The sequence below is a fragment of the Nostoc sp. ATCC 53789 genome (genome assembly GCF_009873495.1).
GTDB classification, from domain to species: Bacteria; Cyanobacteriota; Cyanobacteriia; order Cyanobacteriales; family Nostocaceae; genus Nostoc; species Nostoc muscorum_A.
Window position 1 is genome coordinate 1954894 of the sequence record NZ_CP046703.1, and the last position, 21640, is coordinate 1976533.

A 21640-nucleotide genomic window follows, 5' to 3' on the forward strand; every position below is an offset into this window, starting at 1 on the left:
GAAAAAGAAGCTACATATCTTTTTTAGCAGTGTCCGCCACCACAGCCTTCTGTATGACATAGCTTAGGCGCACTATCAGCCATCATCCCACCACTAACACTGAGTAATTCTTCTTCACTCAGTTCATTGGAGTCCACAAAGGTTAGTTCTGTCAGCATTTGAGAAATGGCTTCAACTGTAAAGTTATAACCTTTCTCTGCACTAGCGATCACTAACACTTTAATAGCTTCTGCTTGATTAGTTGCTGCTTTTACTTGCTGTTGTAATTGGGCATTTTGCAGTAATTCTTTAATTTGGTGTAACATCCGTCTATCCTCCGTTTTTGTTGACTTATCTAAACCGCAGAGATTCTACACTTGTTTTGTGCGGTGTTCTCTGCTCTTCTGATTTGAATTTAGAGAAGAATCGGGGAGAAGTAGGGGAGATAGTTGCAATAGCAGAAAATTTTTTGGCGTTGCTGATTAGATATATGAATCTTGGTACGGAAAACGAACCACGGAGGACGCAGAGGTCACTGAGGAATGAGAGTTTGAGAGGGTTTTGTGTAAGTCCTGTCTAAAACTAAAGGGCAACCAGCACTTCATTGATTTGCTCTGCTAGTTTCAATGGACGGAAAGGCTTGGCAAAAATAGCAGCGACATCCATATCAGTAAAACTCTCTCGATCTGATTGCTGGAGTTTAGCTGTTAATAAAATTACTGGAATTTTCTTAGTGGCGGGGTTAGCTTTCAGTTGTTGTAGAGTTGCACGCCCATCCATATCAGGCATCATCATATCTAGTAGAATGACATCTGGTTTATGGGTAGCAGCTACCTTCAAAGCTTCCTGACCAGAACTTGCTGTCAATACATTCCAGCCAGCAGCCATTTCTAATCCCAACTTGGCGATCGCCCGCACATCTTCTTCATCATCAACAATCAAGATATTTCTGTTCATAATGGCACTCTTACAAAATATATGTGCTGATTTGCTTGATCGCTCTTGAGCTATTCTAAAGCCAGATCGGGGAAAAGTAGGGAATAATTAAGCTGTTAGAAGCAGTTTATTGCACTGGTAAAGGTAGCAGTACATAAAAAGTGCTACCTTCACCTAAAGTGCTTTGAACCCAGATTTTGCCATCATGTTGCTGGATGATATCTCGGCAAATAGCCAGTCCTAAACCTGTTCCTCCTTTGTTGCGGGAGTCGGATGCATCCACTTGCTGAAAGCGCTCGAAAATTATTTGTAATTTATCTTCAGGAATTCCTCGCCCTTGATCTTTGATAGTAATCAAAAGGTATTTAGGTAATAAAGGCTCATTTTCTTTAGGCTCAACGCCTTGAGATTCTGAGAGAGTGGCACTTATATACACCGTGTCTCCTGGTTCAGAAAACTTAATAGCGTTGCTCAGTAAATTAGTCAGGGTTTGCAGCAGCCGATCGGGATCTGCCCAAAGTTCAACTTCTACAGGATTGATAATCAATTTGACTTGTAATTGATCTGCCATTGCTTGCATTGCTTCTGTGGCAGTAGTTAGCAAGTCTGCGGCGTTGTACTTCATCTTCCGCGTGAAGATTTTGCCCGATTTCATCCGCTCTAAATCGAGAATATCGTTCACTAAACGAATTAGGCGTTCAGTATTAGTGGTGGCAATGCTCAGAACTTTTTGACCTTGTTCATTCAGAGTTCCCAGTTGTTCTGAACCCAATAAATCTAATGCTCCCATTGTGGAAGTTAAAGGTGTACGCAATTCATGACTGACTAAAGAGATAAATTCGTTTTCTAGACGTTTGCGTTCGGTGATGTCATTGGCAATTAATAAAGCACACGGTACTCCAGCTAAGTCAATCAATTCGAGAGATATTAGTATGGTTTTGAGTTCTGCACACTTAGTTGAAAATTCAAATTCTAGATTGTACAGTGACCCAGTTTCTGGCAGAAGTTGAATTGTTTGAGCGATCGCGACTGTGTTTTTACCCAAATTAAGTTCAGTGGCAGTATTGCCAATCACTTCGTCTAGAGAGTAGCCGCTCATCTTCAAAAAACTGGGATTGACATCAATAAAACGAGCATCTGAGACTGTAGCGATCGCGATCGGATTGGGACTAGAGCGAAAAACTTTAGCAAACTTCTCTTCTGCTTTGGCGCGAGCCCTTTGGGAAGCTTCGCTAACGTGAATTTCCTGCTGCAACCGCTCATTTTGGGCTTGGAGTTGTTGTTGCAGTTTCCAAATCGTTAAGTGATTTTCAATTCGTGCTAAAACCTCTTCTAGTTGAAAAGGCTTAGTGATATAGTCCACTCCCCCAACTGCAAAGGCTTTCACCTTATCTAGCACATCACCTAAAGCGCTGATAAAAATTACCGGGATTTTGCGAGTGCGATCGCTTGCCTTCAAATGTTCGCAGACTTCGTACCCATTCATCTCCGGCATATTCACATCCAGCAAAATTAGGTCGGGGGGAACTGCATTTGCGCCTCTTAACCCCGTAGAACCCTTAGTTACACTCCGAACTTTATATCCCTGTTCCGTCAACATGGCAGATAAGAGGTTCAGGTTTTCTGGCGTGTCATCAATCACCAGTATGTCTGCTTTGGGAAAGTTAAGCGGCTCTTTAGGCATGGCAATATCGACTTTAGCCAGAATAGGCTACTAATGATTTCTAGAAATTGTAACCTTAGTCCTAGGTCTTAATAATCGTTTACAAAAGAAATTCCAATTACTCATTTATCTACCCTAGTTCTCCCCGATTAATTTTTAATCTTAAAAGCATCAAATCAAATTAATAGCTCACATCTCCCAAATTACACAGTACGGAGTAACTTGTATGCAAACTTCAACCATGCGTAAACCAATTATTCTTGCACCAGGAGAAGGTAATCAATTTTCAATTATGGGTGGACAATTTACCACCAAAGCAACTGGTGAAGAGACAAATCAAGCTTGGAAAATTTATGAAATTACAGACACAGAAGAAAATGGGCCACCACTGCACACTCACCCTTGGGAAGAGGCATTTTATATTCTCGAAGGAGAACTAGACATCCAAGTTGGTACAGAAACAATTTTGGCATCAACCGGCTTTTTTGTTAACATTCCTCACAATGCACCACACGCCTTCAAGATTCGTTCTGCTACTGCTAAATTTCTGGTTTTAATTGCACCTCAAGGGGCGAAAAACTTTTATGAAGAAATGGGTCAAGTCGCAGATAACCTACCGCCAAACATGGACAAAATACAGCCTCTTTTGAACAAATATGGATTGCAATTTCTGGCGTGAATCTTTCGTTTGGATGTAGGGCGTACAGCTAGCTAGTACGCCCTTACGGAGAAAAGCTATACACAAACACGCAAAATTTGCATTTGTTGACAAATAAATCTATTTCTAGAAAGCAATATGTACTCAATAACAAAACCAAAAGCTGCTCAACTTTTAACTACTAGTGCGTTGAGTTTGGGACTCATCGCTAGCCTTGTTTTTTACCCAAGCGCAAGTCAAGCGGGTAAAAATGATGCTGGAGTACCTGCCGAACTCCAGGGTGAGTGGCGGTATGGTCGAATCTCGTCTATCCAATACCAAGACAGCTACACAGGTCGGCCAGCAGCCCCAAATGGTTCAAGTGATCAATTTCAACTCGCATCTAACGGTAACTACCAGCGAAATCGGCTGCTTCAAATCACCACTTATAACTGTGAATCTAATCTCTTCATACAGGAAAAAGGCAAAGTTAAGATTGAAGGTCAACGTCTGACTTTCCAACCTAGCGACAGCACATCCAAAGGGCAAATCTGCAATAGCGGGCGTACCTACTCCAGCCGCAATTCGGCAAAGGCTGAAACTTACGAGTGGTCGATTGAAACGAATGAATCCGGGCAGCAAGTTCTATTGCTTGCGACCCCCGATGGCAAGGGTCTAGCTCACTATGGGCGACCTCAATAGATATCAGTTTAAAAAGAATGTAGAGACGCGAAAGCGAGTAGCGAAGCCCAGCCCAGCCTAATTTCGCGTCTCTTGCCTTAACCGAACCCTATTGCAATACATCTTGGATTATCCATTTTTTCTCTCCCCTAGTTTTCCCCGATTGCTTTGTAATCTATAAAATATCGAACTGAGGTTATCCCATGATTCATCATATTTCAATTGCTGTTAGAAACCCCAGCCATGTTGCTCAAGTTCTGGCAGAAATTTTAAAAGCACAAGCTGTTCCATTTCCTCCTAACCCAGGAAGCTATATGGTTATACCTTTTGATGAATACGGTACAGCCATTGAACTCTATCCTTTAGGCTCTCAAATTGAACCTGGTGAAAATGATGAAGAATGCGTATTTGTCCGTACTGCAATTACTTCTATGTACACAGATATTCATGCAGCTATTTCTGTACCCATCAGCCAAAAAGAAATTGAACAAATAGGTGTCCGTGAAGATTGGCGTGTAGTGCGCTGTAACCGCGATTCTTTCTTTGATGTGATTGAGTTCTGGGTGGAAAACAGATTAATGATTGAATTGCTAACACCAGAAATGGCATCTCAATATTTGAAATTTGCCACTCAGCAAGAAAATCTAAAATATTTTGTGGCAGAACCAGCTTTAGCAACAACTTGATAAATATTTATAGCAATCCTATTTGGTTTGCAATTCTCGCAAACCGCAGATCCTCGGCTTCTCAAATAAATCGGGGATCTTGTTGATCGCGAATGATTAAGAATTGCTATATTAATTTTTTTAATTTAAGTACGTTTGCAACTAAAGAGCTATGCCCGCCGCAGGCATAGCTCTTTGGTTATGGTAAATAACAGAAGTGCTGAATGTTTGCGTTTGTTAGCGACTTTACGACTCGATCCAGCACGAATGAAGATGATTGGTGGGTTTGTTGATACTTATCTCAAATTAAATGTAGCAGAAGAAGAGATTTTTCAAACTGAGATTGCTAAATTTGAAGTAGCCAAACAAGAGGTAGTTATGGAAATTGTTACTAGTTGGGAATTAAAAGGAATACAAAAGGGAAAGCTAGAAATAATTATGCGCCAGCTAAATCGTAAAATTGGTGAGGTTACACCTGAATTAGAAGAACGTATTTGCCAATTATCAACTACACAATTAGAAGATTTAGCAGAAGCTTTGTTAGGTTTTGGCAATGCAGGTGATTTGGTAGCTTGGTTAAATGGGCTGGAGGAGTAACAATTAATATATTCATAATTTTTGTAGAGGCTTGAGGAATACGCTTCTCTACATTTTTTGTCACAGCCGATCGCACAATATTAACAGGCGAAAATTGAGTGTTTGAAATCCACCTGCGTGGGTAAAGCCTCGTGTAGATGCGGTTTCTAGCCGCCCATTTAACGTTAAGTTGACTCAGTTACAATTTTCTTCCGTTACATCAATAATTTCATCAAAGCAGAAACTTCGGACTAAATTTGTCAATTTGTCTGCCAAAGTAGAATGTGTTGGTGGAATTTGCTCAATTAGTTGAAAAATCCTTTCGGCATCGACTTCAACAGCTGCCTGATTAAGTTCTGTTACCCATTGGGCAGGCATAATGGTAATTGCAGAGCGAAGATCCAAAATAGAAAATTGAATATTCTTTAGGTTATTGTCTGTTGCATCTTCACTGCTTTCTTCTGTACAGATATAACGCACCTGCAAATATTCAGCTATCTTTTCAAAAATTACCTGCTCACGAAATGGCTTACGAACTAAGTCGTCGCAACCTGCGGCTAAGATACTCGCTTGTTGTTCTTCAAAAGCACTGGCAGTTAGGGCAATAATTACAGTGCGGTGATTTGTATTTGTATTTCTTTCCCTGGCTCTAATCTCTTTAGTTGCATCGTAGCCGTTCATTACAGGCATCCGCATATCCATCCAAATAAGATGAGGCTGCCAAGTTTGCCACATTGCGATCGCTTCTTGTCCATTATTCGCAGCCTTAATTTCAAAGCCAATGCTACCAAGAAGTTGCACAATTAAATCGCGGTTTTCTTTACGGTCATCCACTACCAGAATCCGGTAAGAGGGTTGGCCTGCTGCTAGCTCGATGACACGTCCCTTATTCAACCTTGGTGAAACTTTCAATGCTGCGGCTAAATTTACTTGGATGTCAAAGCTAAAAATAGATCCTTGTCCAGGACTACTAGTTAAGTAAATATCACCACCCAGCAACCGCACAAATTGACGGCTGATTGTCAGTCCTAGCCCAGTTCCTTCTTTGGTTTGGATACCACTTGTTGTCTGGACAAAAGGCTGAAACAAGTTATTCATTTCTTCTGGTGCTATTCCCCGTCCAGTGTCTTCGACTTCAAAGTGAAGGGATGGGGAAGAGGCAGAGGGGCAGAGGGGCAGAGGGGCAGAGGGGCAGAGGGGCAGAGGGGCAGAGGGGCAGAGGGGCAGAGGGGAAAGACTTACTGCAACTTCTCCCCTGCTCCCCTGCTCCCCTGCTCCCCTGCTCCCCTGCTCCCCGCTCCCTAAGCTCACTCGCAACGTTACTCCCCCTGTTTGAGTAAACTTAACGGCGTTACCCAAAAGGTTAATGAGAACTTGGCGGAGTTTCCCCTCATCTGTCTGGATATAACGGGGAAGATTGGGAGCAATTTCAAATCTGAGGAATAATTGCTTTGTTTGTGCCTTTACCTGAAACATTTCTTGTAATGTTTGCAACAGCAGATAAAGGTCGAAGTCTTCAGGGGTGAAAATGATTTGTCCAGCCTCAATTTTGGACATTTCTAGGACATCGTTAATCAGGTTGAGCAAGTGTTCGCCACTGCGGTTAATGGTAGCTAAAGATTCACGTTGGTTTGAGTTGAGGCTAGTATCTCGTTCCATTAACTGAGAAAAACCCAGGATGGCATTGAGAGGCGTGCGGAGTTCGTGGCTCATATTAGCGAGAAAAGCACTTTTAGCTTGGTTGGCAGTTTCGGCTGCTTCTTTGGCAATTCTCAGCGCTTCTTCTGCTTGATGTCTGGCTCGACCGATCGCAATTATTTCACCTACCAGCTTCAATAGATTAATATCTTCTTGACTCCAGGTTTTCGAGCAGTGAATCATCGCTGCACCAACAAATCCCACTACTTTGCCAGCATGAACCATTGGCACTGCTAGTAAAGACTGAAACGACATACTTTCAAAAACTTTTCGCTCAGGTAGATGGGGTGGTAAATTTTCCACACAAGAGATTTGTCGATGCCTACCACGGAGAATCGGTTCGTAGAAATAGGGGAAAACTTCTACAGGCGAACCTTTTGCAATATCAATCAATGGTGCAACATCTTCACCACACCATTCATGGATGAGGTGGAATTCACGTTGATCTTGGGAGCATTCAAAGATGCAACTGTGTTCGGCACTAATAAACTCAGCGATCGCTTGGAGTGTAAAATTAATTGCTGTTTCTAAATTTTGGTCAATAAATTGGCGAGAAATGCTACTGAGTAAACTTTCTGCTTGAGTCCGACGTTGCAGAGCGGCTTCTGCTTGTTTGCGATCGCTAATATCACGCGCTACACCCACAATCTGGAAATTACCCTGGGCATCTTGTGTGCGGACTGCATTAGAAGTTAGCCAAACCCAGCCTTTAGTACGATGTTTGGCGCGGTACTCAGTACCAGAAATTCCCTCACCGGTTGCGAGGATAGTTTGGGCGACTTCTTGACATTTTTGCACATCGTCGGGATGAGTAAAGAATGCCAAAGAATTACCCTCCATTTCGCTGGGAGCAAATCCTGTAGTATTCAAAATATTAGGGGAAATATATTTGAAAACCCCATCAGGACTCATCGCAAACAGCACATCATTGACCTTTTCGACGATAGTGCGAAACTTTAACTCGCTTTCTTGTAGGGCTGCTTCTGCTTGTTTGCGTTCCAATTCGGCACCGGCACGGGCAGCAAAGATTTTGATAATCAGTTCCCGTCCCGGATCGTGCTTCATTGGTTTGACATCTATCACTGCTAGATGTCCAATGATTTCCCCAGAGGAACTGGTGAGAGGAACGCCAAAAAAACTCTCGGCATTCATCCTCACTAAATCTGCATCTTCAGGGAAAGCAGCTTGCACTCTTTGGGGGTAGTGGCATATATTGCCTTCCAAGGTGTGTTGACAAGGAGTGCCGTGCAAATGGTATTCCAAATTTTCGTTAATCGCCCCGCAAGACCAAAATGCCAAAGTGCGGACTTTAGTTTTCCGCTCATCATGAAACTCAGTGACTAGGGCATATTGAACTTGCAATACTTCAGCCAGGTAACGAACACAGGAATTGAAGAATTCATTACCTGTTTTTGCTGCTGTACCCTCAACAATTAAGCGTAAAGCCTGTTCTTGTTGTTTGCGATCGCTAATATCTGTAAAAACCGAATCTAAACAGGATTCTTCGGCGTTGAGACGGAGTGACAACAGTAACCAAACAACCGAACCATCGAGTCGCTGTAGTGCTACTTCAAAATTACGAACTTCACCGTCTTTTTCTAACTCTGCTAACATGCGTGTGCGATCGCCTGGATTAGCATATAAGTCAGTTGTGAAGAACTTGCCAATCAAGTCAGCAGAAGAGGCAAAACCTAAAATCTCGGCACCGCGTTGATTAGCCTCGATAATCAATCCATCTTGTTGCCGAGTGCGAAAAATACCCACTTGAGAATTTTCAAAGATGTTGCGGTATTTCATTTCACTACGCCGCAAAGCTTCTTCTGCTTGCTTGCGTTCTGTAATGTCACGCCCTACACCCAAAATAGCAACTGTGCCACTCTCAGGATTAATTGTCGAAGTATTAAAGTTGAACCATCGCCAGTTGCCATTTTTGTGTCTTAATCGCACCTCAATATCAGTCAGTTTTTCTCCAGTGGCAGCCTTTTGTAATGCTGCGGCGCTAGTTGCTAAATCTTCCGGTTTGGTAAACTCCACCACAGAATGACCTTCTATTTCCTCTAGGCTGTATCCCATGATTGAGGTAACATTAGGCGAATGATAGGTAAAGATTCCATCTAGGTTAAGGACGAATATCAGGTCATTAGCATTTTCAACGATGCTACGGAACTTTAACTCGCTTTGCTGGAGGGCTGCTTGAGCGCGTTTGCGTTCTGTGGCATCAGTGCCTACTGAAAGAATTTCGATTAAGTTTCCTTGTGCATCTAATATGGGTTTATTTGCCCAGACTATCCAGACGCGATCGCCATTTTTGCATAAGTTCTCATTTTCGTTGAATAGATAGTTTTCTGGGTGTTGACAAATATCAACCATTAATGTCTGTAAGTCACGCCCAGAAGTCTCGGTTTCTGGAACAATTGTGCCGATGACATTACGCCCGATAATTTCATCTAAATCGAAGCCAAAAAGCCTTTGACCGTAGTCATTTAAAAATATAATGTCACCGTTACTGTCCCAACGCAGAATAATACAGTTGGCTGTTTGCACCAAATCTCGATACTGGACTTCGCTTTGTCGTAAGGCTTCTTCAGTACGTTTACGGTCACTAATATCGCGCACCACTGCCAATATGTGTGGCTTACCGTTGTAAATGCAAGTCGTTCCTTTGACTTCCACATCTATTAAAGTACCATTTTTGCAGATATCAACTGCTTGTCCATAAAATTGCTCACCAGATCGCGTTGTTTCCAGAAATTTTAGAAAAACTGAATGTGAGTTTGGGTGAATATAGACAGATGGATGTAAAGTGAGAAATTCTTCATAAGAATAACCGTGCATTTGACAAGCCGCAGGATTAACTTCAGCGACTTTTTCGGACTCTATATCAGTAATAAATAGTCCATCATTGATTGCTTCAAAAATAGTGCGATATTGCAACTCACTTTGCCTTAGTGCTTCTTCTGACCTTTGGCGTTGGGTAATATCGCGGAAAGTCCACACTCTACCAATAATCTGTTCGCCAATGCGCTGAGGACAGGAGTATCGCTCAAATATCCTACCATCTTGTAGTTCTAAGCAATCATAACTAACTACTTCCGGCTGTGAATACAATTCTCGGACTCGTTGCAAAAACGTATCGGGGTCTTTTAGCTGGTTTGCCAAATACCCTAGTCGCTGAGGATGATCTGGTTCTGTCAAAAGTTCTGGTGGAATTGACCACATTTCTAAGAACTTTTGGTTATGAGTAGTAATATTACTTAAACTATCAACTACTAAGATACCGTCTTGAATCGATTCAAAGATAGCGCTTAACAAAGACAAAGAGTTTTCTAAGGCTACTTGAGTTTGTTTGCGCTCGCTCAAATCCCTTCCTAAAACCACCAGAGCCTTGCGTCTACCATCCTGGTGAAATAGGGGAGCTTTAATCATATCGACACTGCTGACTGTCCCATCAGGTCGAGGTATAATTTCTTCTACCCGATGCACACATCCCAACTGCCAAGCTTGTTCATCTGTTTCGTTGCAGTTGAGTAAAGCATCGTGATAAAAATTGCTAAATTCTGCCAGTTCGGAATCTGTTTTACCTTGATAATCAACCCCTTGTATCTCTAAAAATTCTAGGTTAGCCTGGTTTGACAGCAACCATTTTCCCTCGCCGTCCTTTAAGCAGATAATATCTGGTGTAGCGTTAATTAATGTCTGCAATCGCTCCTCAATCTCTTGCAAGGATTCTTGAGTTTGTTTCGCTAGCGTGATATCCCGAATCACCAGTATTGCACATCGATCGTCAGCCAGTTCGGTACAGCTACCGGAAATTTGTAGTGTTAAATTCCGCTCACCCTGCTGGTACTGATAATTTCCTGTTTCGTATTCCCCATTGAGTATCTGCACATCAGGATAGACTGGTTTTCCTGCTTGTGATAATGGTAGTAAGTCAGTTAATTTTGCGCCGCAGATATTGCCGTGGGGTTGATTTACCAGAGATTCAAAATGAGAATTGCACCATTGAATGCGTTGGTCTTCTCCTACCCAGACCACAGCATCAGCGATCGCACCTAATGTTACTTCCATCTTGGTGAGGGTAGCTTGCAATTGCTTCACCTGCTCCAATTGTTTAGCGCTCATCACCCACTCCTTAATGTCTCCTGGTGTAGATAGAACAACTTGGTATAGTGATTGTATCTATAGTTAATCGTTAAGATATTTAACCATAGCAAAACTACATACTGCCTTTAAATGTTACAGCATGAATACGGTTATCAACATCATTGAGGATTAAAAGGGAAAGGTTTTGAATACATCCAGGACTTACGCAAGAACTCTCTAAAACTCTTATTCCTTTGTGTCCTTTGCGTCCTTTGCGGTTCGTTTGATCATGATTTTGCGTAAGTCCTAACATCCTTTACCCAATACTCAAAAAGCCTTCTTTCCTATTGCCTTTTAGCTCTGCTTCAACCTAGAATTAGCAACTTGGTATAAAGATTGTAAGTTTAATCCATCATTAGGATACTCAACCACAGCAAAGTTACAAGTTACCTGAAAGCGATCGCCATTTGAAGCTGTAAATACTTGCTGGCGAAGCTTAATTAAAATTTCACTGAGACGATGTTTGACAACAAGCTGCTCTGTGTCTAGGGTTACAGTTTCAGTAAATCCAGAAATTCCCACTACAAATTCTCCGTTACCCCAATAGCCCAATATTTCGCCACTGCAAAATGCTGATTGGAATAGCCGACTCCATCGTTGCAATACTTGATTACCAGCCTCATGCCCGTACTGGATATTAATTTGGCGTAAATCGCTGATATTTAAGATCATCAAGCAAAGCGATTGCTGATTTTTTTCAGCTTGAGCTATTAGGCGCTGTAAGTCGCGGCTAGACTGAAATTGATTTGCCAGTCCCGTTAAGGGATCTTTGGTAGAGAGTGACTGGAGTAGGCGGCTGCGTTCTAAGCGATGGGTAATCCTGGCCAGCAATTCTGCCCCCACAACAGGTTTAACCACATAATCATCTCCCCCAGCAGCAAACACCTGCTGCACCGTTTCCATCTCTCGGTGAGCCGTCAGAAAGACAATTGGCAATTCCTGCCATTGGGGATCTGTGCGAACTGCTTGGCAAAGTTCTATACCACTAATTTGGGGCATTTCCACATCCAAAATCAACAAATCTGGTGCAGTAGATTGTAATACTTCCCAGAAACGTAGGGGATCGTCCAATCCGGTGATTCGCATTCCCCAAGGTTCTAACATTGGGCTTAGTGCTGCTAAAATAAGCGGGTCATCATCAACGACTAATACATTTACTTTTAAAGAACGGGTAAACTGTAATATTTGTGAGGCAGTTTCCCAAACTTGACTTGCGGTGACAGGCTTGAGGAGAAAACCCCGCGCCCCAGACTGAGCCAAAGTTACACGATCCACTAGTTGATCGGTGACAGCAAGTGCCAGAACAGGTATAGGAGGGGTGTATGTTGCTAAGTCCAACATTAATGCTAAACTTTCCTCTCGCTGCCCGATCTCATCTACATTTAGCACTACTAAATCTGGTGATGTGGTTTGCAAGAAGTTTTTTGCACCTTCTAACGTTGTTATTTGCTGCCAACGCATTCCCATAGAATATGCTACTTGTTGCAACTGTGAACCCAGTTGTAAATCAGGGTCAATCAGCAGTAACTTAGAACTTATCTCTTCCTCAATCGAGGTAGCAGTTTGATCTACTAGCTTTTGTGCCATTAAGTTTAACAATTCGCCTAACTCTTGTATCAGCGATATCAGTCGGCGTTTTTGGGCTGCTAATAACTCTCCATCTTTGGCTAAAATCTGTTCAATTTTCCGTGCTATTTGAGTTCCTGTTTCTTGCTCAAACATTCCCAAAACACCAGCTAGCTTATGCGCTTCCCGTTCAGCCGAATTACGTAATTTTATAGTTAGTGTGCCGCTAGAGAGTTCTGCTGCTGCTTGTTGCAATACCTCCATTCGCTGTGTCATTAGCCCCTGGTATTGACTCCACAGCCCATTCATTGCTTGCTTAAACTGCTGTTCAACGGATGGAGATGTATCGGGTGTGGAAGAATTTTGAACTGGATTTTTTTGAGTTATTTCTTTTTTGCTATTTCCACTACTAGTAGTTTTTTGGGATTTTAAGCGATATCCCAAACCATAAACGTTTTCAATCCAGTCTACGGCTCCAACTACTTTCAACTTGTGTCGTAACCCCTTAATATGAGACTTCACAGTTTCCTCTTGGGGTGGATCGTCAAAAGTCCAGAGATGTTCGATAATATCTCCCCGACTAAAAACCCGCAATGGATTCCGCAGTAATATCTCCAGCAGACTATATTCTTTAGGTGTCAAATCCAGAACTTGATTGTCGTATGTTACTTCGCAAATACTTGGATCTAAACGCAATGCTCCAACTTCTAGCACTGGAGGACGGGGAGTATCGCCGCGACGTAGTAAAGCGCGTACCCTTGCTTGAAGTTCTCTCAAATTTAAAGGTTTAATTAGATAATCATCTGCTCCAGCATCGAGTCCACGAATGCGATCGCTAGTTTCATCTTTTGCTGTGATCAATAAAATAGGAGTGGAACAGCCACTAGAACGTAAGCGCTGGCATAAAGTAATACCATCCAGCTTCGGCAGTCCCACATCTGTTAATATCAGGTCGTAGTTCGTAGCTTGGGCATATTCCCAACCAATTTGTCCGTCTTCTGCTATTTCAACAGCATAGTGTTGTTGGGTAAGAGACTGCAACAAAACACTCGCTAAAACTTCGTCATCTTCGATCAGCAAGATTCTCATCGCAACCTACCTTTTTTTGCATATAGAAATCCTATTAAGACTTAAACAAAAATGTAGACCAAATTGGCTTTATAAGCAGTAAATACATCACGATAAACATCAAGTAATCGAAAAATTAACTTGAAGGAAAATTACTTATGGGTGAATATCATAACAGATAAGCACTATGTCGCTAAGTAGGTAGACATAATTAAATATAAAATAAACTCTTAGTTTGTAGTGAGCGATTTATCGCTCAGAGCAAGGATTATCAGGAAAATGGGTTTAAAACCCCGTGCTTCCAGCACGGCTTTAAACTAATGAGTAAGGAGTAATGAGTAATGAGTGGATGAAAAATGGGTATTTACTCATTACTTATTACTTGTTACTCATTACTCCTTCTTAAGAGTGCGTTCACGGCGGTGAGGATGTCAACAGGACTAAAGTCCTTACTACAAACTTTAAATTTATTTATGCCTAGATACTTAGTCACTAATTAAAATTGTCTTGATAACTTTTATGAATTGGTTGATTACGATTTTTTAAAAAATTACTCTTGCGGTTTGTCAGCACTGCTTGAATTTCTGCAATGATGGCGATCGCTATTTCTTCTGGTGTCTCTGCACCAATATCAATACCAACAGGACTATACAATCTATTTAATTGTTCACTAGTAGGAAGTATCCCTTTGATGGATAAATCTTGCAGCAATTTTTCTGTGCGATACTTTGTCCCTAAAACGCCAATATAACGCGCAGGAGATGGTAGCATCATCTTTAAAATTTCTAGATCGTCAAGATAATTATGCGTCATCACTACAGCTATTGTTTGAAAATCTATAAAAATCTGTTTATGTATAATGTCTCGATTGCTAAGGATCACATCACAACCTAGAGGAAATCGCGCTTTAGTTGTCTCATTCGCTCGACAATCAACTACAGTAACATCCCAACCTAATGCTTGAGCAAACTTTGCTACAGGTACAGCGCCATAACCTGCACCAAATATTACTAAAGGTGTGGGTGGTTGAATGACTTCGATGAAAACTTCTGCACTGCCTAAAGGTAACTGATAGTTATTGACGCTTGACTTTTGATTAACAAAGGCCGCTTGAGAATCTGCACTCAGAGATTGAATTAAATTTGGATCTTTAATGTCAGTGACAATTTTACCATTTGGATAGAGCAGTAAGCGCGACCCAAGTTCCACATCTACCTCGCCTTCAAAAGCAAAGACTGTAGCAATAATACCCAAATGTTTTTTATGAAAGCACTCTTGTGTAAAAGCGATCGCATTGGGTATGCTTTTTCTCTCAAGCCGTTCGATGAGAACTTGTACTACCCCATTGCACCCCAAACCAAAACCCCAAAGAATATCTTCCGAGGCGGTGCGATCGTAAGTAACAAGAATTGGTTTGCCGTCTGACATTCGTTGCTGAGTATACTCAAATACGTCATTCTCTAAGCAACCAGCGCTGATTGTTCCGATCATCCGACCTGTATTTGTCATAAACATTTTAGCACCTGGTCGGCGATAGGTTGAACCTTGAGTTTTAACTACAGTGGCAAGAAAAGTAATTTCACCACTTTCTTGACTGGATTCAAAGCCTTCTAAAATTGCTTGTAATTCATTCATTTGATTGCTTATTTTTCTATTTATAGTAGTTTTGAAGCTTGAGGATATGATAGTGACAATAAAAACTAATAGAGTTTAGTTAAGGCTATAACTCAATACACTTCATTTAAGGATAATAGTAGGTTGGGTTGAGGAACGAAACCCAACATTTTCGGTAGCTTTTGACGCTAACTGAACTTTATTGAGCTATAACTATTTGTGAAAGTTAATTTTTTTAACGAACTGCTTGAAGATTTAATTTTATTTAAATGCAGAGGAGCGCAAAGGTAAGCGCAGGAAATTCGTTACAAATTAATGAAATGTTGTACTAAGTTAAATTAATGCGTTCCTCTGCAATGCCAATGCGTCCCTTTGCAATGCTAATGCGTCCCTCTGCATTTAAGAAACGCTTCAATTTTAATGAAGCATTCTAGGAGCGGGGTCACGAGTGGCATCCAGTCCTGATAATACACAAGGTAGAGAGATTGTTTTGCCTGTTTGTGCGGCTTCGTAAATCAAGGTTATTAGTTTTTGCTCTTGTGGTTTTTTAACGATGAAATTTGGGATTTATGGGGTGCTGGTTGGAGTTGGAGTGCTAGTTGGGCTGCTATTTGAAGTTCCACCAGGATTAACAATAGACCGAACCTCTTCCAAGTGTTTTTGGAGGGTTGGTAGCGCTTGAGCCGCAAATGCTTTCACATCTGGATCTTGTCCCTGTTGAGCTTCAGTTTGAAATGCCGTGACATCCTTTTCATGAGCTTGAAGCATCTGATTCAGATATTGGCGATCGAAGTTAGTACCAGAAAGTTTGGATAAACGTTGCTTGATTTGCTGATTATTGCTGCCGATACTAGTTGGCAGTGTGACACCTTTTTGAGCTGCCAACTGTTTGAGTTGTGCGTTGACCTGGGTATGATCTTGAAGCATACGCTGTCCATATTGTTTGACTATATTGCTAGTTCCACGTTGTGATGCAAGTTGTCCTAATTGGACTTCTGCTAAACCATCTTGAGCCGCTTCAGTGATAAATTGTCTATCTGAAGAACTGAGGTTATTTTGCCCTGATGCAGTTGGTGACACAGTTGGAGAAGCAGTTGGGGAAGCAGTTGGAGATGGACTTTCAGTTGCTTGCACAGACTGAGCAGATGGAACTTCTGATGTATTTTGGTCACGGGGAGTAGTTGGTGTGCAACCAGTTGCGACAGATAAAGCGATCGCTGCTAAACCAGTAGAAAATATTTTGAAGTTGGACATAATCAACGCTTTCCTTGAATAAAAGTGTATTTTGAAACACAAAACTGTCGCGATCGGATAGTTAGGTGCGATCGCTAATTTAATGACGAGTTAAAATCTAATATTTACCCCAGATAATCTGGATTCATTGCTGTAGTGTCGTTTTGCTTTAATCCCAAAACGGAAGCAGTTTATTAAAAACTGCGTTTACCGATCTCTATAATTGCCTCCTACAAGCAATAACAGGAATAAGCCGAATAGTATCACGACAATTTGGCATAGAGAATCTAACTAAGGTGTGTTTTGAAACTTACTCCGTAAGACGCATTCACAATGCAAGCCGATGTGTTGATAATGCAAGTCGATGCATTCACAATGCAAGCCGATGTGTTGATAATGCAAGTTGATGCATTTACAATGCAAATCGATGCATTCACAATGTAAGCCCATACATGCACAATGCAAATTGATACATTCACAATGCAATGTAAAGACACGAAATTCGACTGGCTGGGCCCGATACGCTAACGTCTCACTACGCGCTTTTGCGTCTATAAATTATTGTTCACTAAATATCTATCTAAATTAATCTTACTGATAGATTTTAAGTTCTAATGGGTACGTTAAATGTACACAATAATATTTATACATCTATGACTATCCAAGATACAACACGCCGTTTGCGTCCTCAAACCATTAGTCAAGATATTAGCTCATTCCACGGTTTGCAAACCGTCAGCACCTACAATACAACCCGTGTTGATGCGTCATCTGCAAAGTTACAGGAAGTTTATCAGGCGATGTTGATTTCTCAACAAGCCGAAACTGAGAAACTAGCTTTATACCGGGCTGCTGCTGATGCTGCCAGATTAGCAGAATGGGAATTTCATAATGCTGTATTAGCGATGAAAGAAGTCGTGCGCGGGCAATATGGCTCAGATAGCGATCAAGCCCAAGCAGTGGGATTGAAGAAAAAATCAGACCGCAAACGTCCTTCTCGTAAAAAGGCCGTTGCGATCGCGTAACCGCCAGATGAAGGGGAGACAGGGGAGGCAGGGGAGACAAGGGGACAAGGGGACAAGGGGACAAGAGGTGAGAACTTGAAACAAGTCTTTCCCCTTGTCCCCAAATCCTCTTGCCCATGCCCAATGACAAATGACAAATGACCAATGACTACAACAATTTATCTAATGTAATTGGCAAATCACGAACGCGCTTACCTGTGGCATGATAAACAGCATTAGCGATCGCCGCAGCAGTGCCGGTAATGCCAATTTCCCCAATCCCCTTGACACCAAGCGGGTTGATATGTGGATCGTGTTCATCGACAAATAACACCTCAATATCAGGAACGTCTGCATTTACTGGTACGTGATATTCAGCTAAATCATGGTTAACAACACGTCCTAGATTCGGGTCTATAACCGTATGTTCCATCAGTGCCATACCGATACCGTAGACAATCCCACCAATGAGTTGACTGTTGGCTGTTTTAGCGTTGAGGATGCGTCCAACACCAAAGCTTCCCACCCAGCGCGTTACTCGCACTTCGCCGGAATCAGGGTTAACGCGGACTTCGGCAAATTGCGATCCAAATGCGTGCATTGAGAACTTCTTTTGTTCGTCCCCAAGCTTGGCATCTGCACGCGCTTCGATCATTTTCATTCCATGTCGTGCCAAGATTGCTTGATATGTTTCGCTTACAGACGATTTATTCTTTAAGAAAAAGCTACCATTTTGGGCAATCACATCTTCAGCGTTTGAACTATAAAGCGGCGATTTTTGATCGGCAAGTGCTAGTTGCAAAAGTTTACTACGAGCTTGATTGCCCGCTAAATGTACAGCCGAACTTACACTCGCTGCTGTTTGCGAACCACCGGAAATGGGAGTTTCTGGCATCTTAGTATCGCCTAGTTCAAAGCGAACTTTCTCAACTTGTACACCAAGCGCATCAGCTGCAACTTGAGTCATGACAGTATAAGTACCCGTACCAATATCTTGAGAACCGCTTTGCACTACGGCTGTACCGTCTGCCATAATCTGAGCGATCGCAGATGCCGGAGAACGATTGGTCGGATAAGTTGCTGTTGCCATACCCCAACCAATCAAATAATTGCCGTCTCGCATCGAACGGGGTTTAGGATTACGCTTTTGCCAGCCAAATTTTTCTGCTCCTGTCTTGTAACACTGGATGAGTGACTTGCTTGACCAAGGCAGTCCTTTAGTAGGATCGACATCAGCGTGGTTACGCAGACGCAGTTCCACCGGATCGATATTGAGTGCATAAGCGAGTTCGTCCATTGCCGACTCTAAGGCGAACGATCCAGAAGCTTCACCTGGGGCCCGCATATAGGTTGGTGTTCCCTGATCTAGCTGAACCAGACGATGGCTAGTTTCGATATTCGGGCAAGCGTAAATCATCCGAGCGCTTTTACCAACAGGTTCAATGAATTCATCAAAAGTTGAAGTCTGTGAAGTGCCAGTGTGTCGGAGTGCAGTTAATTTTCCTTCGCGGGTAGCACCCAAAGAAACCTGTTGAATTGTCTCTGGTCGGAAGCCGACAGGGCCATACATTTGTATTCGTCCCAGAACTAATTTGACTGGGCGATTTACCTGCCGTGCTGCGATCGCTGCTAGTGGTACGTGCGACCAAGCCGACCCTTTGCAACCAAAGCCACCGCCCACAAAGTAAGACATAATGCGGACTTTTTCAGGCTTAATTCCTAATACCTCCGCAACTTTTTGTTGAGTCGAAAAAATTCCCTGAGTTGCGTCATACAACAGCAATTGATCGCCTTGCCAAACTGCTGTTGTAGCATGAGGCTCCATCGGATTGTGATTTTCCACTGGAGTGGTATAAGTCTGCTCGACGCGCACAGCAGCATTCGCTAGTCCCTGTTTGACATTGCCGTGAGATGAATCGGGCGATTCCTCTCTAGGGATTTTACCTTTAGGAAAGTATGCCTTAGCGAGGTTATCCCGCATATTGATGGCAGGTTTCTCTTCGTCATAGCGAATTTGTACGAGTGAGGCAGCATACATCGCTCGTTCAAAGGTATCGGCAACGACGACACCAATATGCTGACCGCTATACAGCACAATGTTATTTTGTAACACTTGCACTTTATGACCGCCGCCCTTTTCTCCATCAGCTTTGGGTGCGTTGAGGTGGGTAATAACTGCTAATACACCCGGTACTTGCTCCGCCGCCTTGGTATCGATTTGGGCAATTTTCCCTTTGGCGATCGCACTTTGAATTGTGACTCCATAAGTCATTTTTGCGACTGGAAACTCTGCTGCATAGCGTGCTTCACCCGTCACCTTCAGATGGCCATCAACTCGGTTGAGTGGTTTGCCGACAACTGTATTTTTATCACCTGTATTCATGCCATCCCTCCTACCGTTGTCAGCGCCTTAACAATGGTGCGTTTAGTCAGTTCGACCTTAAATCCGTTGTATTTTTGAGGTTTAGCTCCAGCAACGGCAGCATTTGCTGCTGCTTGGAATGCTGCCTGGTTTGCTGGCTGATTCAAAAGCGCTTTTTCTGCATCGTAGGCACGCCAGGGTTTTGTCCCTACCCCACCAAGGGCAATGCGTGCCGAGCGAATGATGCCATTTTGAATATCTAGCACCGTCGCCACTGATACCATTGCAAAAGCATAAGAAGCGCGATCGCGGACTTTCAAATAGTGCGATCGCACTGCCAAGGGTGAAGCAGGTAAGTCAACGGCAACAATTAACTCTCCGTGTTGGAGGACTGTTTCCCGTTCTGGTGTCTCGCCGGGGACAAGATGAAAATCTACAAGTGGAATACTCCGCTCTCCATTCGGTCCCCGTGTTTGCACAACCGCATCAAGTGCCACCATTGCCACCGCCATATCAGAAGGATGAGTGGCAATACAGCGATCGCTACCGCCGAGAATTGCATGAATCCGGTTATAACCCTCAATTGCCGCACAACCGGAACCGGGAACACGCTTATTGCAGGGCATGGAAGTATCGCGGAAGTAGTAACATCGGGTACGTTGTAGCAAATTTCCGCCCACCGTTGCCATGTTTCGCAGTTGCGGTGATGCTCCAGACAACAACGCTTCTGACAGCACAGGGTAACGCTTTTGAATTATTGCATCATAAGCAACGTCGCTATTGCGTGCCATTGCTCCAATCCGCAGATTGTTACTTTGCATTTCTATCTTGCTTAATGGGAGTGGGTTAATATCAACCAACTCTCTTGGCGTTTGCACATTCAACTTCATCAAATCGATTAGGCTAGTACCACCAGCAAGATACGAGGCTTCGACATCTGGAGCCACCAAAGCCACGGCATTTTCCGCTTGTCGCGCTTTTTGATAGTTAAACGGCTGCATCTTTTTTTCCTTCTAAGACATCGCGGACAGCAGCCACGATATTTGGATAAGCACCACAACGGCAGATATTGCCGCTCATCAATTCCCGAATGTCGTCATCTGACTTAGCGTGTCCTTCGTTGACTAAACTCACCGCCGAACAAATTTGTCCCGGTGTGCAATAACCGCACTGAAATGCGTCGCGGGCAACAAATGCGGCTTGCATCGGGTGCAGATTGTCTCCTTGCGCCAGACCTTCAATAGTTGTAATGGCAGCATCTGTGTGCATGATGGCAAAAGTCAGGCAGGAGTTAATTCGCTGTCCATCAACCAGCACTGTACAAGCACCGCATTGACCGTGGTCACAACCTTTTTTACTGCCAGTTAGCCCTATATATTCACGAAGTGCATCAAGTAAAGTGACACGCGGTTCAATTTGCAAACTATGTTTTGTTCCGTTCACCTGTAATATTACCTGCATAGTTTCAGATATCGAACTTTTCAGCATGGGGGTAGTTCTTTTTATCGGAGTTTGTGCCACAGTTTTCTCTGCAAAACTACTGAGCGTAGTCGCTACTGTACTGACGAGCATCAATTGGCCCAATCTACGCCGTCTTAGGCGAAACTTCATCTTTTTACTCCATTCTGCTTTTGTTGAGTAATAATATTCAGTAATTCTTCTGGCTTAAATTCTTAGTAAAAATCATTTTTACCTTTTAAATATTTACCTCAAAATAACATTGTTAACAGAATACAATTTCATCTTGTTCTCGTCTCTCTACCAGAAGATTTATGTCCTAAGTATCATCCCTAGTTAAATAAGTTGGCACAATAA

Annotated in this window: 15 protein-coding genes; 5 read left to right on the forward strand and 10 right to left on the reverse strand. The window is 42.6% G+C overall.

Annotated features, from left to right (window positions below):
* Positions 1-23 precede the first annotated feature (23 nt).
* The 3 genes from GJB62_RS08020 to GJB62_RS08030 form a co-directional block, all read right to left on the reverse strand.
* The gene (locus GJB62_RS08020; protein WP_114082562.1) at positions 24-305 is read right to left on the reverse strand and encodes a Nif11-like leader peptide family RiPP precursor; all 282 of its coding nucleotides are present in this window, start codon (positions 303-305) and stop codon (positions 24-26) included.
* Positions 306-561: 256 nt separating this feature from the next.
* A complete protein-coding gene (locus tag GJB62_RS08025) occupies positions 562-936 on the reverse strand; it encodes a response regulator (protein ID WP_114082561.1) in 375 nt (124 codons plus the stop codon).
* A gap of 106 nt (positions 937-1042) precedes the next feature.
* Positions 1043-2599 (reverse strand): ATP-binding protein, encoded by a 1557-nt coding sequence (locus tag GJB62_RS08030; RefSeq protein ID WP_114082560.1) that lies wholly within the window; start codon positions 2597-2599, stop codon positions 1043-1045.
* Positions 2600-2804: 205 nt separating this feature from the next.
* Between GJB62_RS08030 and GJB62_RS08035 the strand changes: the two genes are divergently transcribed.
* The 4 genes from GJB62_RS08035 to GJB62_RS08050 all read left to right on the forward strand — a co-directional run bounded on the left by GJB62_RS08035 (position 2805) and on the right by GJB62_RS08050 (position 5158).
* The gene (locus GJB62_RS08035; protein ID WP_114082559.1) at positions 2805-3257 is read left to right on the forward strand and encodes a cupin domain-containing protein; all 453 of its coding nucleotides are present in this window, start codon (positions 2805-2807) and stop codon (positions 3255-3257) included.
* Positions 3258-3374: 117 nt separating this feature from the next.
* Positions 3375-3917, forward strand: coding sequence for a hypothetical protein (locus GJB62_RS08040; RefSeq protein ID WP_114082558.1), 543 nt, complete (start codon positions 3375-3377; stop codon positions 3915-3917).
* 182 nt (positions 3918-4099) lie between these two features.
* Positions 4100-4582, forward strand: coding sequence for a hypothetical protein (locus tag GJB62_RS08045; RefSeq protein WP_012411333.1), 483 nt, complete (start codon positions 4100-4102; stop codon positions 4580-4582).
* 180 nt (positions 4583-4762) lie between these two features.
* Positions 4763-5158, forward strand: a complete 396-nt coding sequence (locus tag GJB62_RS08050) for a DUF4351 domain-containing protein (protein WP_114082557.1) — start codon at positions 4763-4765, stop codon at positions 5156-5158.
* A gap of 174 nt (positions 5159-5332) precedes the next feature.
* On the opposite strand, the gene GJB62_RS08055 is transcribed toward GJB62_RS08050, so the two are convergent.
* From GJB62_RS08055 to GJB62_RS08070, 4 genes are all read right to left on the reverse strand, one after another.
* Positions 5333-10957, reverse strand: a complete 5625-nt coding sequence (locus GJB62_RS08055; RefSeq protein WP_114082556.1) for a PAS domain S-box protein — start codon at positions 10955-10957, stop codon at positions 5333-5335.
* Between the two features lie 315 nt (positions 10958-11272).
* Complete coding sequence (locus GJB62_RS08060; protein ID WP_114082555.1) at positions 11273-13633, reverse strand: response regulator; 2361 nt, start codon at positions 13631-13633, stop codon at positions 11273-11275.
* A gap of 471 nt (positions 13634-14104) precedes the next feature.
* Complete coding sequence (locus GJB62_RS08065; protein ID WP_114082554.1) at positions 14105-15247, reverse strand: XdhC/CoxI family protein; 1143 nt, start codon at positions 15245-15247, stop codon at positions 14105-14107.
* Positions 15248-15793: 546 nt separating this feature from the next.
* Entirely contained in the window at positions 15794-16480 is a 687-nt protein-coding gene (locus GJB62_RS08070; RefSeq protein ID WP_114082553.1) for a DUF4142 domain-containing protein, read from the reverse strand.
* Between the two features lie 632 nt (positions 16481-17112).
* Here GJB62_RS08070 and GJB62_RS08075 point away from each other — a divergent pair.
* Complete coding sequence (locus tag GJB62_RS08075) at positions 17113-17484, forward strand: hypothetical protein (RefSeq protein ID WP_114082552.1); 372 nt, start codon at positions 17113-17115, stop codon at positions 17482-17484.
* 148 nt (positions 17485-17632) lie between these two features.
* On the opposite strand, the gene GJB62_RS08080 is transcribed toward GJB62_RS08075, so the two are convergent.
* The 3 genes from GJB62_RS08080 to GJB62_RS08090 are packed head-to-tail and all read right to left on the reverse strand — an operon-like array spanning position 17633 to position 21436.
* Complete coding sequence (locus tag GJB62_RS08080) at positions 17633-19846, reverse strand: xanthine dehydrogenase family protein molybdopterin-binding subunit (RefSeq protein WP_114082551.1); 2214 nt, start codon at positions 19844-19846, stop codon at positions 17633-17635.
* Entirely contained in the window at positions 19843-20826 is a 984-nt protein-coding gene (locus GJB62_RS08085) for a xanthine dehydrogenase family protein subunit M (RefSeq protein ID WP_114082550.1), read from the reverse strand. Before GJB62_RS08085 ends, GJB62_RS08080 begins: the two co-directional genes overlap by 4 nt.
* On the reverse strand, positions 20813-21436 hold the full coding sequence (locus tag GJB62_RS08090) for a 2Fe-2S iron-sulfur cluster-binding protein (RefSeq protein WP_114082549.1): 624 nt from the start codon (positions 21434-21436) through the stop codon (positions 20813-20815). Before GJB62_RS08090 ends, GJB62_RS08085 begins: the two co-directional genes overlap by 14 nt.
* Between the last annotated feature and the right edge of the window lie 204 nt (positions 21437-21640).